The organism is Streptomyces sp. NBC_00442, from assembly GCF_036014195.1.
Classification (GTDB): Bacteria; Actinomycetota; Actinomycetes; order Streptomycetales; family Streptomycetaceae; genus Streptomyces.
On sequence record NZ_CP107918.1, the window covers coordinates 4,588,488 to 4,603,783 of the forward strand.

Sequence of the window (15,296 nt, forward strand, 5' to 3'; positions counted from 1 at the left end):
CCGGCGGGTGGGCACGACGGGTAGGTTCGACGGGTGAACGCTGTCGAAGAAACCGGCCGAATCGTTTTGCTCACGGCGAGCCACCGGGTCGCCCCCGGGCTCCTGTCGTGGCCCGCGTGGCAGACCCTGCGCGGCGCCGACCTGGTCCTGTGCCCCGATGCCGCGCATCCGCAGCTGCCGTATCTGCGCGAGGCGGGCATCGAGGTCGAGCTCTCCGAGCCGGACGCGCAGGAACTGGTGGAGACGTGCGCCGGGGGCCGCACCGTGGTGGTGCTCCCCTCCGGGGAGGGCGACCGGCGCCTGACCGACGGACTCGCCCGCCTCGCCGGGTCCGGCCGCGTGAGCATGCCGGACCTGGAGCTGCTGCCCGGCTCCTACGACCTGCCGGGCGCGCGCCTGCTCGACCTCGTCCAGGTCATGGACCAGATCCGGCGCACATGCCCGTGGTCCTCGCGGCAGACGCACCAGGGCTTGGCCAAGTACGCCCTTGAGGAGGCGTACGAACTCGTCGAGGCGGTGGAGGCCGGCGACCGGGACGAGCTCCGCGAGGAGCTGGGGGACGTCCTGCTCCAGGTCGTCTTCCACGCGCGGATCGCCGAGGAGGACGAGGAGGAGCCGTTCTCCGTCGACGACGTGGCGGGCGGCATCGTCGAGAAACTGATCCACCGCCATCCGCACGTGTTCGGCTCGGAGACGGCCGAGACGCCGGAGGAGGTCAAGGAGCACTGGCTGCGGATGAAGGCGGTCGAGAAGCAGCGGGCGTCCGTGACGGACGGGGTGCCGCTGGGCCAGCCCGCCCTCGTCCTCGCGGCCAAGCTGTCCTCGCGGGCGCGCACGGCCGGGCTGTCCGTCCCGCTCCCCGCCGGGGAGGGAGTGGGCTACCGGCTGCTCGCCCTCGCGGTGGAGGCGGAGGCGGGCGGGGCGGATCCGGAGGCGGCGCTGCGGGCGGCGGCCCGCACCTACCGCGAGGCGATCCGCTCCGCGGAATAACCCCGCCCCGCCCCACCACTCGCGCAGTTCCCCGCGCCCCTGAACTACTCGGTGCCGGCCAGCATGGGCCACCTCAGCCCGTCCGGCGTTTGAGGACGAGCGCCTTTAAGGCGCGAAACGGGGTCTGGGGCGGAGCCCCAGGGGGCTGGGCCACGGCAATCCGCCAACCCGCGCCGGAGGCGGACGCTCACCCGGGATACCGTCAAGACGTGCCGGACAACCCCCCACCCCCCACCGCCCCGGAACTCTTCACCTGGGAGTTCGCCACCGACCCCTACCCCGCCTACGCCTGGCTCAGGTCGCACGCCCCCGTGCACCGCACCCGGCTCCCCAGCGGCGTGGAGGCCTGGCTCGTGACGCGGTACGGGGACGCCAAGCAGGCCCTCGCCGACCAGCGGCTCTCCAAGAACCCCGCCCACCACGCCGAGCCCGCCCACGCCAAGGGCAAGACGGGCATCCCCGGCGAGCGCAAGGCCGAGCTGATGACGCATCTGCTCAACATCGACCCGCCGGACCACACCCGGCTGCGCCGCCTCGTGTCGAAGGCGTTCACACCCCGTACGGTCGCCCAATTCGCGCCCCGGGTGCAGGAGTTGACCGACCAGCTCATCGACCGGTTCGTGGCGAAGGGCGAGGCGGACCTCATTCACGAGTTCGCCTTCCCGCTCCCCATCTACGCGATCTGCGACCTGCTCGGCGTCCCGCGCGAGGACCAGGACGACTTCCGGGACTGGGCCGGCATGATGATCCGGCACGGCGGCGGCCCCCGCGGCGGCGTCGCGCGCTCGGTGAAGAAGATGCGCAACTACCTCGCCGAACTCATCCACAAGAAGCGCGAGAACCCCGGTGACGACCTCATCTCGCGGCTCATCGAGGCCAGCGACCACGGCGAGCACCTGACGGAGAACGAGGCCGCCGCCATGGCCTTCATCCTGCTCTTCGCCGGGTTCGAGACGACCGTCAACCTCATCGGGAACGGGGTGTACGCGCTGTTGCGCAACCCCGAGCAGCGCGAGCGCCTCCAAGCTTCGCTCGACGCCGGGGAGGCCGCGCTCCTCGAAACCGGCGTCGAGGAACTCCTCCGCTACGACGGGCCCGTGGAGCTCGCCACCTGGCGGTTCGCCACCGAATCCCTGACGCTCGGCGGGCAGGACATCGCGGCGGGCGACCCCGTGCTCGTCGTGCTCGCCGCCGCCGACCGCGACCCGGCGCGCTTCGCCGACCCGGACACCCTCGACCTCGGCCGCCGCGACAACCAGCACCTGGGGTACGGGCACGGCATCCATTACTGCCTCGGTGCGCCGCTGGCGAGACTGGAGGGGCAGGCCGCGCTCGCGACTCTGTTGCGGCGCCTTCCTGACCTGCGTCTCGCGGTGGAACCTGACGATTTGCGCTGGCGAGGCGGGCTCATCATGCGTGGACTGCGCACCCTGCCGGTCGAGTTCACGCCGTCGGGCGACAACCGGAATCCCGGCGTCATCTGACGGACCGTCAAGACTGTGACTTTTACGTGATCGCGGTGCCATCGACTTGTGACAGGCGTTCGAGTACGGCTACGTTCACCGTTCATTCGGCTCAGCAGTCACACGGAAGGCCTTATACATGCGCTCCGGGAATGGACGGCATCGTCGACCCCGTCAGGCACCCGCCCTCGTCGTCGCGGCAGGAGTGACCGGATCCGCCCTCGCGCTTCCGCTGCTCGCCGCGACCGGCGCGAGCGCCGCGGACGCCGGCACCTGGAACCAGGTCGCCTCCTGTGAGTCCGGTGGGATGTGGAGCGCCGACTTCGGCAACGGCCTGTACGGCGGGCTGCAGATGTCCCAGGCCACCTGGGAGGCGTACGGCGGCAACGAGTACGCGCAGCGCCCCGACCTCGCCAGCCGGGCCCAGCAGATAGCCGTCGCCGAGAAGGTGCTCGCGGCCAAGGGCCCGAACGCCTTCGCCGACTGCGGCACGGGTGCCGGACTCAACAAGGGCGGCGGCTCGGCCGACGTCGACCCGGGTGTACCCGACACGGCGGACGGGACGCCGTCGTCCGCGCCGTCGGCCCCTGCCGCCCCCGCCACCGGGACGCCCGACGCGACCGCGACGCCGGGCGCCACCGCCCCGGCCGCGCCGGCTCCGGGCGCCACCGAGCCGGGCGGGTCCGCCAAGTCCCCGACGCCGTCCGCCTCCACCCCGGCCAACCCGGGCAAGCACCGCGGGACCCCCGCTCCGGAGGACGGCACGGGCGCCGCCCCCGGATCCGCCACGCCGTCGGCCCCGGCCGAAGGGACCGCGTCGAGCCCGGCCGGTGACGCGGGCACCTCCGCCGGCGACCGCGACGCGGGGCGGCACGCCTCACGGGGTGACGGAGCCTCACGTGAGGCCGGCAACGCCCCTGCCGCGAACGGCGCCTACACCGTCCGCCCCGGCGACAACCTGACCGTCATCGCCGACGCGAACAAGGTCAAGGGCGGCTGGCCCGCGCTCTACCACGCCAACGAGCGCCTGATCGGCACCGACCCCGACCTCATCCTTCCTGGCCAGAGCCTGGACCTGAAGGATGTGACGGCCGCCCCCGCCGCCCCGGCGACCCCGTCCTCGGCCCCCTCCTCGACCCCGGCCCCGACCGCGGACGCCACCGCGAACTCCACCCCGCAGCAGGGCTAGTTCACGGGTTGGTTCGCGGGTTTATGTCCGTTCTGTGCAAGTGAGACATGGGTCTCTTCGCCTCAACTGGCGTGTCCTGTCTGCCCGGTCCGTCCGCCCCGCCCCTCACCTGCGGAAACATCCCTTCTGTGGCCGCAAGTAAGGGGGATTTCTCCCCGATGTACGTCTTTGAACATTGGCGGGGCGTGTGTTTTCGTCGGACTCGCTCGTCACCACGAGCCCCGTCGACCGAGCACGCCGAATCCTGCCGTCGGCCGATGGGAACAGTCGACGCTTATGCGCCGTAGGCAGGAGCGGGGGACCCAAGGTAAGTGCCGGGCCCGACAGTTCGCAGAGCTGCCGGAACCGGCTTGGGGTGAAGACGGGCGCATCGACGCTCGGCCGGGCAGCTCACGCCCGAACCCGACAGCTCACCTCGCAGGCGTCGGTGAGGAGAACTCCATGCTGCTTTCCGGCAAGGGCAAGCACCGTCGCCCGTCCAAGGCCGTCCGTGTCGCCACGCTGGCCGGTGTCACCGGTGCCGCCGTCGCCGCTCCGCTGATGGCGGCCGGCTCCGCTTCCGCCGCCTCCGTGCAGACCTGGGACGCCGTCGCCCAGTGCGAGTCCGGCGGCAACTGGTCCATCAACACCGGCAACGGTTACTACGGTGGCCTTCAGTTCTCGAACTCCTCCTGGGCCGCCGCCGGTGGTACCCAGTACGCCTCGCGCGCCGACCTGGCCACCAAGGGCCAGCAGATAGCCGCCGCCGAGAAGCTGCTCGCCATCCAGGGTCCGGGTGCCTGGTCCTGCGCCGGCGCCGGCAACCTGACCTCCGGCGGCGCCAAGGCCGACGTGGACACCTCCGGTTCGTCCGCGAAGTCCGCCAAGCCCGCCAAGCCGAAGCAGCAGGCGCAGCCGCAGCAGAAGTCGCAGAAGTCCGAGCGCACCGAGTCCGCGCCGGCCAGCCGCGGCGCCCAGCGCAGCGAGCCGGTCAAGCAGGGCGACGGCGAGTACACCGTCAAGTCCGGCGACACCCTCGGCACCATCGCCACCGCCAACGGAGTCAAGGGCGGCTGGCAGAAGGTGTTCGACCTGAACAAGAACATCGTCAAGGACGCGAACCTGATCTTCCCGGGCCAGAAGCTGCACCTCGGCTGAGACTGACCCACCCCCAGGTCGCCCCGGCCCGGCGCGCATTCCCCCGTACGCGCCGGGCCGGGGTTTTCGCTGTTACCGGACAGTAGTCTTGTGGTCCTTTGCCCGGCAATCGGGGCCCTTGGGCCCTTTTTCGTCCCAGGAGGCGGGCACTCGGCTGGTGCGACCCCCGGAGCCGGTTAGGCTCTTGTCGCAAGGCCAACGCGACCCCGCATGTCCCTGCACCGCTTGCGTCACATCTAGCTTCACATCCCAGAAGGAGATGCTCGTGCCGTCCATCGACGTCGTCGTAGCCCGGGAAATCCTGGACTCCCGAGGCAACCCCACGGTCGAGGTCGAGGTCGGCCTCGACGACGGCAGCACCGGCCGTGCTGCAGTTCCGTCCGGCGCCTCCACCGGTGCCTTCGAGGCCATCGAGCTTCGCGACGGCGACCCCAACCGCTACGGCGGCAAGGGTGTCGAGAAGGCCGTCCTCGCCGTCATCGAGCAGATCGGCCCGGAGCTCGTCGGCTACGACGCCACCGAGCAGCGCCTGATCGACCAGGCCATGTTCGACCTGGACGCCACGGACAACAAGGGCTCGCTCGGCGCCAACGCCATCCTCGGCGTCTCGCTCGCCGTCGCGCACGCCGCCTCCGAGGCCAGCGACCTGCCGCTGTTCCGCTACCTGGGCGGCCCCAACGCGCACCTGCTGCCCGTCCCGATGATGAACATCCTCAACGGTGGGTCGCACGCCGACTCCAACGTCGACATCCAGGAGTTCATGATCGCCCCGATCGGCGCGGAGTCCTTCTCCGAGGCCCTTCGCTGGGGCGCCGAGGTCTACCACACGCTCAAGGGCGTCCTGAAGCGCAAGGGCCTCTCCACCGGCCTCGGCGACGAAGGCGGCTTCGCGCCGAACCTGGAGTCCAACCGCGCCGCCCTCGACCTCATCGTCGAGGCCATCAAGGAAGCCGGCTACGCCCCGGGCAAGGACATCGCGCTCGCGCTCGACGTCGCCGCGTCCGAGTTCTACAAGGACGGCAAGTACGAGTTCGAGGGCAAGTCCCGCTCGGCCGCCGAGATGACCGAGTACTACGAGGAGCTCGTCTCCGCGTACCCGCTGGTCTCCATCGAGGACCCGCTGTTCGAGGACGACTGGGCCGGCTGGAACACCATCACCTCGCGCCTGGGCTCCAAGGTCCAGATCGTCGGTGACGACCTGTTCGTGACCAACCCCGAGCGCCTCGCCCGCGGCATCGAGGAGGGCTCCGCCAACGCCCTGCTCGTCAAGGTCAACCAGATCGGTTCGCTGACCGAGACCCTGGACGCCGTCGAGATGGCCCAGCGCAACGGCTTCAAGTGCATGATGTCCCACCGCTCCGGCGAGACCGAGGACGTCACCATCGCCGACCTCGCCGTCGCGGTGAACTGCGGTCAGATCAAGACCGGCGCCCCGGCCCGCTCGGACCGCGTCGCCAAGTACAACCAGCTGCTGCGCATCGAGGAGATCCTCGACGACGCCGCGGTCTACGCCGGCCGCAGCGCCTTCCCGCGCTTCAAGGGCTGAGCAGGCCCATCGGCTGAGCAGGCCCCTTCGACTGAGCGGGGTGAAGGGCTGACACCCCTAGCCAGTCGTACGTACGTCCCCGGCCGCGGTCCCGTACCGTGTCCGGGGACGTACGTGTGTAACGGGGAGGCGCGAGAGCGATGGGCAACGACGCCAAGGTCAAGGACCGCGACCGGTTCTCCACCGCGGCCCGGCTCAAGGTGCTCGGCGAGCAGACCGCGGCCCGCGTCTACCGCTCGCAGAACAAGCGCCAGGCCCGCCGCTCCCGGCTCACCGGCCGAGCGGCGCTGCTCGCCCTCGTGCTGTGCTCGCTGATCGTCGCGCTCGCCTATCCGATGCGGCAGTACGTGTCGCAGCGCGCCGACATCTCCGACCAGCAGCGCAAGGCCGCCGACGCCCGGACCGCGGTCGAGCGGCTGCGCGACGAGAAGGCGCGGCTCCAGGACGACGCGTACATCGAGAAGCTGGCCCGCGAGCACCTGCACATGCAGTTCCCGGGCGAGACCGGCTTCACCGTCGTGGACCCGGACGCGGCGAACAAGCACCGCGAGGACAAGGGCGCCACCGGCCGGGCCTGGCACTCCAACCTCTGGGACGGCGTCGACAAGGCCGACCGTTCTTCCAACTGACCACCGCTAGCGATAGAGACTGACCCAGGCATGGAAACGCCCCCGCCCCAGACCGACCGCACCGAGCCCACCGACGCGGACATCGCCGCCTTCAAGCAGCAGTTGGGCCGGCCGCCGCGCGGTCTGCGCGCGATCGCGCACCGCTGCCCCTGCGGCAACCCGGACGTCGTCGAGACGGCCCCGCGCCTGGAGGACGGCACGCCGTTCCCGACGACGTACTACCTGACGTGCCCGCGGGCCGCGTCCGCCATCGGCACCCTTGAGGCCAACGGCGTCATGAAGGAGATGACGGAGCGTCTGGCCGGCGACCCCGAGCTCGCCGCGGCCTACCGCGCCGCGCACGAGGACTACATCGCGCGGCGCGACGCCATCGAGGTCCTGGAGGGCTTCCCGAGCGCCGGCGGCATGCCGGACCGGGTCAAGTGCCTGCACGTCCTGGTCGGCCACTCGCTCGCGGCCGGCCCGGGAGTCAACCCGCTGGGCGACGAGGCGATCGCTCTGTTGCCCGAGTGGTGGGCGAAGGGCCCGTGCGTGACGCCGTGCACCGAGGAGGCCGCCAAGTGACGCGCGTCGCCGCCATCGACTGCGGTACGAACTCGATCCGTCTGCTCGTCGCCGACGCGGACCCTGCCACGGGTGAGATCACCGACCTGGACCGGCGCATGACGATCGTGCGGCTCGGGCAGGACGTGGACCGCACCGGACGGCTCGCCCCCGAGGCCCTGGAGCGGACGTTCGCCGCCTGCCGCGCATACGCCGCGGTCATCAAGGAGCTCGGCGCGGAACGCATCCGCTTCGTGGCGACCTCCGCGTCGCGCGACGCCGAGAACCGGGACGACTTCGTGCGCGGGGTCCTCGACATCCTCGGCGTCGAGCCCGAGGTGATCTCCGGCGACCAGGAGGCCGCCTTCTCCTTCACCGGCGCCACCAAGGAACTGAACGGCGACGGCGACTACCTGGTCGTCGACATCGGCGGCGGCTCCACCGAGTTCGTGGTCGGTTCCACGAGCGTCGAGGCGGCCCGCTCGGTCGACATCGGCTGTGTGCGGATGACGGAGCGTCACCACCCGGGCGATCCGGCGACGCCCGGTCAGATCGACGCGATCCGCGCCGACATCGAGGCGGCCCTCGACCTCGCCGAGCGGAGCGTGCCGCTGCGCGAGCCGCGCACCCTCGTCGGCCTCGCGGGCTCGGTCACCACCGTCGCCGCGATCGCACTCGGCCTCACCCAGTACGACTCGGCCGCCATCCATCATTCACGGATCCCTTACGAGGACGTCGCCGCGGTCACCGAGCGGCTGCTCGCCTCCACGCACGAGGAGCGCACCCGCATCTCGGTCATCCACCCCGGGCGGGTGGACGTGATCGTCGCGGGAGCACTGGTCCTGCGTGCCGTCATGGAGCGCACCGGCGCCCGCGAGGTCGTGGTCAGCGAGCACGACATTCTGGACGGAATCGCGTTCGCCACCGCAGCAGAGGCCGAGACGGAGAAGCGGCAATCCTGACCCGGTGAAACGCACGACAGCGGCGTTGCGGTGAGCTCACCGCAACGCCGCTGTCGTGTTCGCTTCTCAGATGTTGCGGTAGACGTCGCGGCGGTCCCCGACCTTGACGACGAGGATGACGAGTTCGCCATCCAGGACTTGGTAGGCGACCCGGTAGTTGCCGACCCTGAGTCGGTAGAGGCCCGACGGGCCGGTGAGCTTCTTGACGTCGGCGGCCTCGCGGTACGGATCGTCGCCGAGTGAGGTCAGTGCGGCCAGGATGCGCATCGCCGCAGGGCGGTCGATGGCCCGCAGCTGCCGTTGCGCTGCGGCGGTAAACCGGAAGGCGTACTTCACGCCGAGCCTTCGCTACGCTCGGTGAACAGGTCCGCCAGCAGTTCGGCCATCGTCACGGTCGGGCCGCCCTCGGCCAGGACAGCTTCTGCCTCACGTGCCAGCAGGACATCGGCGGCTTCTTCCAGCGCGTCGAAGTCGGCGATCGGCACCACGGCTGCCACCGGCACCCCGTTGCGGGTGATCACTGTGGGCGTGCCCTGCTCGGCGCGATTGATGTGGTCCGCGAGATGCGCACGGGCTTCGCGTACGGTCACACCGCTCTCAGTCATGCATGCAGTGTACGCCGTACCGTGTACACGCGGGGGCCGTCGGCGCCCCCTTTCAGCCCTTCGTGCGCGAGCGTGACTTTGGGGCAAATGCCGGACGGAATCGCCTGGTCGATCGCGTGATCGCGGTCCGCGGGCGGCGCTCGGCGCGCGCCGCCGAAGAAAGTTCGTGAAGTTCTTCACAAGGAAAAGGGGCCTTCGGGTCGAGGAATGTGGTCCCAGGACCGCTTTCCGAGGCCCAAGGGCCCTCCGCGCAGGCATTCCAGACGGTCTCGTCCGTGTTGCGCCTGCGTTTCCTACGGCCGTGGTCCACCGCCGCAGGGACGGGGGAGGCCAGTTCAGGAGGGGTGGACAACGTGCGCACCGGCCCGGTGGTTCCCTCGTGCGGCCATGACCTCGCTCACGTGGGCCGCGCAGTGTAGCAGAGCCCCCCGCGAACCTTGTGAAGGGGCGCACGAGCAGGGGTCTCCGGGCAGGGGGATACTCGATGGCATGAGCACCACGGAGCGTCCCAGGATCCTCGTAGTAGGTGGCGGGTACGTAGGCTTGTACGCAGCGCGGCGCATTCTCAAGAAGATGCGTTACGCGGAAGCGACCGTCACGGTCGTCGACCCGCGCTCGTACATGACGTACCAGCCCTTCCTCCCCGAAGCCGCCGCAGGCAGCATCTCGCCGCGTCACGTCGTCGTCCCGCTGCGACGCGTCGTGCGTGGAGCCGAGGTGCTCACCGGCCGGGTCACCAGCATCGACCAGGACCGCAAGGTCGCCACGGTCGCGCCGCTCGTCGGCGAGGCCTACGAGCTGCCCTTCGACTACCTGGTCATCGCGATGGGTGCGGTCTCCCGCACCTTCCCGATCCCCGGTCTCGCCGAGCAGGGCATCGGCATGAAGGGCGTGGAAGAGGCCATCGGCCTGCGCAACCACGTGCTGGAGCAGCTCGACAAGGCCGACTCCACCACCGACGAGGACGTCCGCCGCAAGGCGCTCACCTTCGTCTTCGTGGGTGGCGGCTTCGCCGGCGCCGAGACCATCGGCGAGGTGGAGGACATGGCCCGCGACGCGGCCAAGTACTACACCAACGTCAAGCGCGAGGACATGCGCTTCATCCTGGTCGACGCCGCCGACAAGATCCTTCCCGAGGTCGGCCCGGAGCTCGGCCGCTGGGGCAAGGAGCACCTCGAGGGCCGCGGCGTCGAGATCTACCTCTCGACCTCCATGGACTCCTGCGTCGACGGCCACGTCGTGCTGAAGAACGGCCTGGAGGTCGACTCCAACACGATCGTGTGGACGGCCGGCGTCAAGCCCAACCCGGCGCTCTCCCGCTTCGGCCTCCCGCTCGGCCCGCGCGGCCACGTGGACGCCCAGCCGACCCTCCAGGTCACCGGCACCGACTACATCTGGGCCGCCGGCGACAACGCCCAGGTTCCCGACCTCGCCTCGCGCAAGGCCGGCGTGGAGAACGCCTGGTGCCCGCCGAACGCCCAGCACGCGCTGCGCCAGGCCAAGGTGCTCGGCGACAACGTGGTCTCCGGCATGCGGGGCTTCCCGCAGAAGGAGTACGCGCACGCCAACAAGGGTGCGGTGGCCGGTCTCGGCCTCCACAAGGGCGTCGCGATGATCGTCATGGGCAAGATGAAGATCAAGCTCAAGGGCCGTCTCGCCTGGTACATGCACCGTGGCTACCACGGTCTGGCCGTGCCGACCTGGAACCGCAAGATCCGCGTCATCGCCGACTGGACGCTCGCGATGTTCCTCAAGCGCGAGGTCGTCTCCCTGGGCGCCATGGAGACCCCGCGCGAGGAGTTCTACGAGGCGGCCAAGCCCGCTCCGGCCCCCGCGGTCAAGTCCGAGGACAAGACCGAGGCGAAGGCCAAGGCCTCCTAGCAGCACCCGCTTCATCCCCGAAGGGGCCGTCCGCCATCCGTGGTGCGGGCGGCCCCTTCGGTGTACCCGGCCGGGCGTGGGGCATGGGGGCGCGCGTGGCCGGGAACGCATGCGGAAAGGGCGATTTCCGGCCAGGAAGATGGTGTATACAGACACCCTCGTGCTCCGATGCGCGGTAGCGGGATTGCTCCGGACCCGGACACTGTTGTGCGGGGTGCTGGGAACATTTCTGCGAGGCACGGAGGTGTGCACCATGGCCGACGCGGCGCTGCGGCTGACCGCTCTAGCCGAGGAATTGCTGGGGGAGGCTTTCCCGGTTCGGATCCGCGCCTGGGACGGCAGCGAGGCGGGGCCGCCCGGCGCACCGGTCCTCGTCGTACGCCACCGCCGCGCGCTGCGCCGGCTGCTGTGGAAGCCGGGCGAACTGGGGCTCGCCCGCGCCTGGGTCGCCGGGGAGATCGACGTCGAGGGCGACCTGTACACGGTGCTCGACCGGCTGGCCGGGCTGATCTGGGAGCGCGGCGGCGAACCCAAGGACGCCGTCCACCCGGTGCGCGACCCGAGACTGCGCGCCGCGGCCAAGGCGCTGGTGAAGCTGGGCGGCGCCCTGCCCCCGCCGGCTCCGCCCGCCGAGGAGGTGCGGCGCCGCAGCGGACGCCTGCACACCAAGCGCCGCGACAAGGAGGCGATCAGCCACCACTACGACGTCGGCAACGACTTCTACGAGCTGGTGCTCGGGTCGTCGATGGTCTACTCGTGCGCGTACTGGGAGAGCCCCGGATCGACCCTGGCCGAGGCCCAGCGGGACAAACTCGACCTGGTCTGCCGCAAGTTGGCCCTCACGGAGGGCGACCGGCTGCTCGACGTCGGCTGCGGCTGGGGCTCGATGGCCATCCACGCCGCCCGCGAGTACGGCGCCCGCGTCGTCGGCATCACCCTCTCGCGCGAACAGGCCGCTTACGCCCGCAAGCGGATCGCCGAAGAGGGGCTCACCGACCGCATAGAGATCCGCGTGCAGGACTATCGGGACGTCAAGGACGGCCCGTTCGACGCGATCTCGTCGATCGGCATGGCCGAACACGTCGGCTCCGTACGGTACGCGGAGTACGCGGACATCCTGTACGGGCTGCTCAGAGACGGCGGCCGGCTGCTCAACCACCAGATCGCCCGGCGCCCCGAGCGCGACGAATCGGCGTACCGCATCGATGAGTTCATCGACGCGTACGTCTTCCCCGACGGCGAACTCGCGCCGCTCGGCCGCACTCTGGCCACCTTGGAGGAGGCCGGGTTCGAGGCCCGCGACGTCGAACCGATCAGGGAGCACTACGCCCTGACGCTGCGTCATTGGGTGGCGAACCTGGAGTCCGACTGGGCGCGCGCCGTGCGGCACACCAGCCCCGGACGGGCCCGGATCTGGCGGCTCTACATGGCGGCCTCCGCGCTCTCCTTCGAGCGCAACCGGATCGGCGTCAACCAGATCCTCGCGGTGAAGACGCCGGAGGGCGGAGCCTCGGGGATGCCGCTGCGGGCCCGCACCTGGAACTGAGGCCGGCCTGCCGACGCGGAAGGGGCCCGGGAGAAACCTCCCGGGCCCCTTCGACTTACCCTCGGCGAAGCTGAGTTGACGATCCGGCCTATTCGGTCTTGATGGCGGTCAGCATGTTGAGCCTCGCGGCGCTGCGCGCCGGCCACATCGCCGCCAGCACGCCGACCAGGCCGGCGAGGAGCAGGAAGATGCCGATCCGGCCCCACGGCATGACCAGGGCGTAGTGCGGGATCGAGCCCTTGATGGTCTGGCCGATGGCCCAGGCGAGGAAGGAGCCGAGGCCGACGCCGATCACCGCGCCGAACAGCGAGATGACGACGGCCTCCAGACGGATCATGGACTTGACGCGGCGCCGGTCCAGACCGATCGCCCGCAGCATACCGATCTCCTGCTGGCGCTCGAACACCGACATCGCGAGGGTGTTGATGACACCGAGCACCGCGATGATCAGGGCCATCGCGAGCAGGCCGTACATGATGTTGAGCAGCGTGTTGATCATGCCGCCGAACTCGTTGCGGATGTCCTGCTGGTCCATGAAGCTGATCGCCGGGTTGTCGCCGAGCGCACTGACCAGGGCCTTCTCGTTGGCGCTCGTGGCGCCGCCGTCCGTCTTGACGAAGATCTGCGAGATGTAGGGATCGGTCTCGTGCTGGTCGAGCAGGGTGGTCGGCGCGAGAACGGTGTCCAGGAACTCGTTCTCCTTGAAGATCGCGCCGATCGTCAGCTGCCCCTTCTTCTTGTCGCTGAACTCGACCGGGAGCGTGGAGCCCGGCTTCCAGCCGTGCTTGGCGGCGGTCGAGTCGTCGACGGCTATCTGGCCCTTGCCGAGGGTGGCGAGGGAGCCGGACACCGGCTCGACGTTGATGACCTTCTCGATGTCGCCCGGTGTCACACCGGCCACCGACTCGCCGACGCCGTCGAGCTGGAGGAACGAGGACTGCTTGGGGGAGACCGCCGAGACGCCGGGCGCCTTGCGCAGCGCGGTCAGGACGTCCTTGTCGAGCCCGGAACCGCCGGCCGCCATCTGGACCATGTAATCGGCCTTGATGTTGTCCGTGGTCAGCCTGTCCATGGCCGCGCCCAGCGTGACGCCGAGCACCGAGAGACCGGTGACCAGGGTGAGGCCGATGGCGAGCGCGGAGGCGGTGGCGCCGGTGCGGCGCGGGTTGCGCACCGCGTTCTGGCTGGCGAGCTTGCCGGACACGCCGAACACCTTGCTCAGGGCGGGGCGTACCAGGGCGATGACCGGGCGGGACAGGAGCGGGATCAGGATGATGATGCCGACCAGGGCCAGGAAGGCGCCGAGGGCGATGGTGTACTTGCCGTCCTTGCCGGCGGCGGCGCCGGCCACGATGGCGGCCGCGCCGCCGAGGGTGATGACGCCGCCGATGGAGTTCCGTACGACCAGGGACTTGGTGGTGGCCACGCCGTGCACGCTGTTCATCGCGGCGACCGGCGGGATCTTGGCGGCACGCCAGGCCGGCAGCAGCGCGGCGATCACGGTGACGAAGATGCCCACGGCGAGCGCGGCGATCACCGGCGTGGCCGAGATGATCAGCGGGCCCGCGGGCACCTTGGCGCCGAACATGCCGATGGCGGACTGCAGCCCGCTCGCCAGGCCCACGCCGAGCACGAACCCGACGGCGGAGGCGACGGTGCCCACCACCAGCGCCTCGGCCAGCACCGAGCGGCGGACCTGGCCGCGGGAGGCGCCGACGGCGCGCATCAGGGCGAGCTCACGGGTGCGCTGGGCGACCAGCATGGTGAACGTGTTGGAGATCAGGAAGATGCCGACGAAGAGGGCGATGCCGGCGAAGACGAGCAGCATCTGGTTCAGGCCGCTCAGCCCCTTCTCGATGTCCTTGGCCTCCTGGTCGGCGAGCGCCTTGCCGGTCTTGGCCTCGGCGTCCTTCGGCAGCAGCGGCTTGACCTCGTCGAGGATCTTCCCGGCGTCGGCGCCGGGGGCGGCGGCCACGCTCACGTTCTGGAAATAGCCCGGCTTGAGGTAGAGCTCCTGGGCGACGGCGGTGTCGAACAGGACCAGGCTGCCGCCCGCGTTGACCTGGCCGTCCTCGGTGGTGAAGATGCCGGTGAGCTTGTAGGCCCTGACCGGCCCGTTGGTGGCGACGCGCACGCTGTCGCCCACCGTGTACTCGCCCTTGTCGGCGGTGTCCTTGTCGAGGGCGATCTGGTCGTCCTTCACCGGGCCCGCGCCCTGCGCGAAGGTGTACGACGGATCCTTGCCGTCCTTGCCGGGGGCGAAGTTGCCGCCCTTGTTGGCCCAGCCCTGCCCGATCAGCTTGCCGTCGGTGCCGGCCACGCCGGCGAACCCGTCGACCCGGCCGGTGACGGAGGCGACCCCGTCGAGCTTCTCCATCTTCTGGAGCGTCTGCTTGCTGACGCCGGGCTCGCGCTCGGTGTCGTCACGGCTGCCGTACGTGCTGACGGCGACGGCCACCTTGTCGTAGCTCTTGGCCGACTGGTTGCGGAAGGCGTTGCCGAGGGTGTCGGTGAACACGAGCGTGCCGGACACGAAGGCGACGCCGAGCATGACGGCGAGCACCGTCATCAACAGCCGGGCCTTGTGCGCGAGCACGTTGCGCAGGGCGGTCTTGAACATGGGTTTTCTCAGTCCTGGTGAGGTACGACGACTTCGGCGCGGCGCCGTGAGGGCGGCGCGGTGAGGGCGGGGCGGTGAGGGCGGGGCCGGGGTGAGGGCGGGGCCGGGGTGTGGGCTCGCGCAGTTCCCCGCGCCCCTTGAAGGGGCGGAGAAGGGTCGGATTTCGGCTGCGTGCCGTGCGTGGC

At 70.4% G+C, this 15,296-nt stretch carries 13 protein-coding genes and 1 riboswitch; of the genes, 10 read left to right on the top strand and 3 right to left on the bottom strand.

The window, feature by feature from the left end:
• The first annotated feature begins 33 nt into the window (after positions 1-33).
• From OG432_RS20555 to OG432_RS20590, 8 genes are all read left to right on the top strand, one after another.
• Entirely contained in the window at positions 34-990 is a 957-nt protein-coding gene (locus tag OG432_RS20555) for a nucleoside triphosphate pyrophosphohydrolase (protein WP_328312421.1), read from the top strand.
• Positions 991-1,199: 209 nt separating this feature from the next.
• Positions 1,200-2,474, top strand: a complete 1,275-nt coding sequence (locus OG432_RS20560; protein WP_328312422.1) for a cytochrome P450 family protein — start codon at positions 1,200-1,202, stop codon at positions 2,472-2,474.
• Positions 2,475-2,592: 118 nt separating this feature from the next.
• Positions 2,593-3,642 carry a transglycosylase family protein gene (locus OG432_RS20565; RefSeq protein ID WP_443058424.1) on the top strand — a complete coding sequence of 350 codons (1,050 nt, stop codon included), beginning with the start codon at positions 2,593-2,595 and terminating at the stop codon, positions 3,640-3,642.
• A gap of 269 nt (positions 3,643-3,911) precedes the next feature.
• Positions 3,912-4,081, top strand: a riboswitch (cyclic di-AMP (ydaO/yuaA leader).
• 2 nt (positions 4,082-4,083) lie between these two features.
• Positions 4,084-4,779, top strand: a complete 696-nt coding sequence (locus tag OG432_RS20570) for a transglycosylase family protein (protein WP_328312424.1) — start codon at positions 4,084-4,086, stop codon at positions 4,777-4,779.
• Positions 4,780-5,038: 259 nt separating this feature from the next.
• A complete protein-coding gene (eno, locus tag OG432_RS20575; protein ID WP_053725044.1) occupies positions 5,039-6,325 on the top strand; it encodes a phosphopyruvate hydratase in 1,287 nt (428 codons plus the stop codon).
• A 140-nt stretch (positions 6,326-6,465) separates the two neighbouring features.
• Entirely contained in the window at positions 6,466-6,954 is a 489-nt protein-coding gene (locus tag OG432_RS20580; RefSeq protein WP_328312425.1) for an FtsB family cell division protein, read from the top strand.
• A 30-nt stretch (positions 6,955-6,984) separates the two neighbouring features.
• Positions 6,985-7,518, top strand: a complete 534-nt coding sequence (locus tag OG432_RS20585) for a DUF501 domain-containing protein (protein ID WP_328312426.1) — start codon at positions 6,985-6,987, stop codon at positions 7,516-7,518.
• Positions 7,515-8,459 (top strand): Ppx/GppA phosphatase family protein, encoded by a 945-nt coding sequence (locus OG432_RS20590; protein WP_328312427.1) that lies wholly within the window; start codon positions 7,515-7,517, stop codon positions 8,457-8,459. Before OG432_RS20585 ends, OG432_RS20590 begins: the two co-directional genes overlap by 4 nt.
• A gap of 66 nt (positions 8,460-8,525) precedes the next feature.
• Here OG432_RS20590 and OG432_RS20595 read toward each other — a convergent pair whose 3' ends face one another.
• Both OG432_RS20595 and OG432_RS20600 read right to left on the bottom strand, forming a co-directional pair.
• Positions 8,526-8,795: a type II toxin-antitoxin system RelE family toxin gene (locus tag OG432_RS20595; RefSeq protein WP_328312428.1), complete on the bottom strand. Its 270-nt coding sequence runs from the start codon at positions 8,793-8,795 to the stop codon at positions 8,526-8,528.
• Complete coding sequence (locus tag OG432_RS20600; RefSeq protein WP_328312429.1) at positions 8,792-9,064, bottom strand: type II toxin-antitoxin system Phd/YefM family antitoxin; 273 nt, start codon at positions 9,062-9,064, stop codon at positions 8,792-8,794. The genes OG432_RS20595 and OG432_RS20600 overlap by 4 nt, the downstream gene beginning before the upstream one ends.
• Before the next feature lie 489 nt (positions 9,065-9,553).
• On the opposite strand from OG432_RS20600, the gene OG432_RS20605 reads away from it, so the two are divergent.
• Both OG432_RS20605 and OG432_RS20610 read left to right on the top strand, forming a co-directional pair.
• Positions 9,554-10,945, top strand: coding sequence for an NAD(P)/FAD-dependent oxidoreductase (locus OG432_RS20605; RefSeq protein WP_328312430.1), 1,392 nt, complete (start codon positions 9,554-9,556; stop codon positions 10,943-10,945).
• 253 nt (positions 10,946-11,198) lie between these two features.
• Positions 11,199-12,491: a class I SAM-dependent methyltransferase gene (locus OG432_RS20610; protein WP_328312431.1), complete on the top strand. Its 1,293-nt coding sequence runs from the start codon at positions 11,199-11,201 to the stop codon at positions 12,489-12,491.
• 88 nt (positions 12,492-12,579) lie between these two features.
• Here OG432_RS20610 and OG432_RS20615 read toward each other — a convergent pair whose 3' ends face one another.
• Positions 12,580-15,111, bottom strand: a complete 2,532-nt coding sequence (locus OG432_RS20615; RefSeq protein WP_328312432.1) for an ABC transporter permease — start codon at positions 15,109-15,111, stop codon at positions 12,580-12,582.
• Positions 15,112-15,296 lie beyond the last annotated feature (185 nt).

Bases quoted from the DNA above. Each gene is read 5' to 3' on its own strand.
- OG432_RS20565 (WP_443058424.1), top strand. From the start codon at position 2,593: ATGCGCTCCGGGAATGGACGGCATCGTCGACCCCGTCAGGCACCCGCC.
- OG432_RS20570 (WP_328312424.1), top strand. From the start codon at position 4,084: ATGCTGCTTTCCGGCAAGGGCAAGCACCGTCGCCCGTCCAAGGCCGTC.
- eno (WP_053725044.1), top strand. From the start codon at position 5,039: ATGCTCGTGCCGTCCATCGACGTCGTCGTAGCCCGGGAAATCCTGGAC.
- OG432_RS20580 (WP_328312425.1), top strand. From the start codon at position 6,466: ATGGGCAACGACGCCAAGGTCAAGGACCGCGACCGGTTCTCCACCGCG.
- OG432_RS20585 (WP_328312426.1), top strand. From the start codon at position 6,985: ATGGAAACGCCCCCGCCCCAGACCGACCGCACCGAGCCCACCGACGCG.
- OG432_RS20600 (WP_328312429.1), bottom strand. From the start codon at position 9,064: ATGACTGAGAGCGGTGTGACCGTACGCGAAGCCCGTGCGCATCTCGCG.
- OG432_RS20605 (WP_328312430.1), top strand. From the start codon at position 9,554: ATGAGCACCACGGAGCGTCCCAGGATCCTCGTAGTAGGTGGCGGGTAC.
- OG432_RS20610 (WP_328312431.1), top strand. From the start codon at position 11,199: ATGGCCGACGCGGCGCTGCGGCTGACCGCTCTAGCCGAGGAATTGCTG.
- OG432_RS20615 (WP_328312432.1), bottom strand. From the start codon at position 15,111: ATGTTCAAGACCGCCCTGCGCAACGTGCTCGCGCACAAGGCCCGGCTG.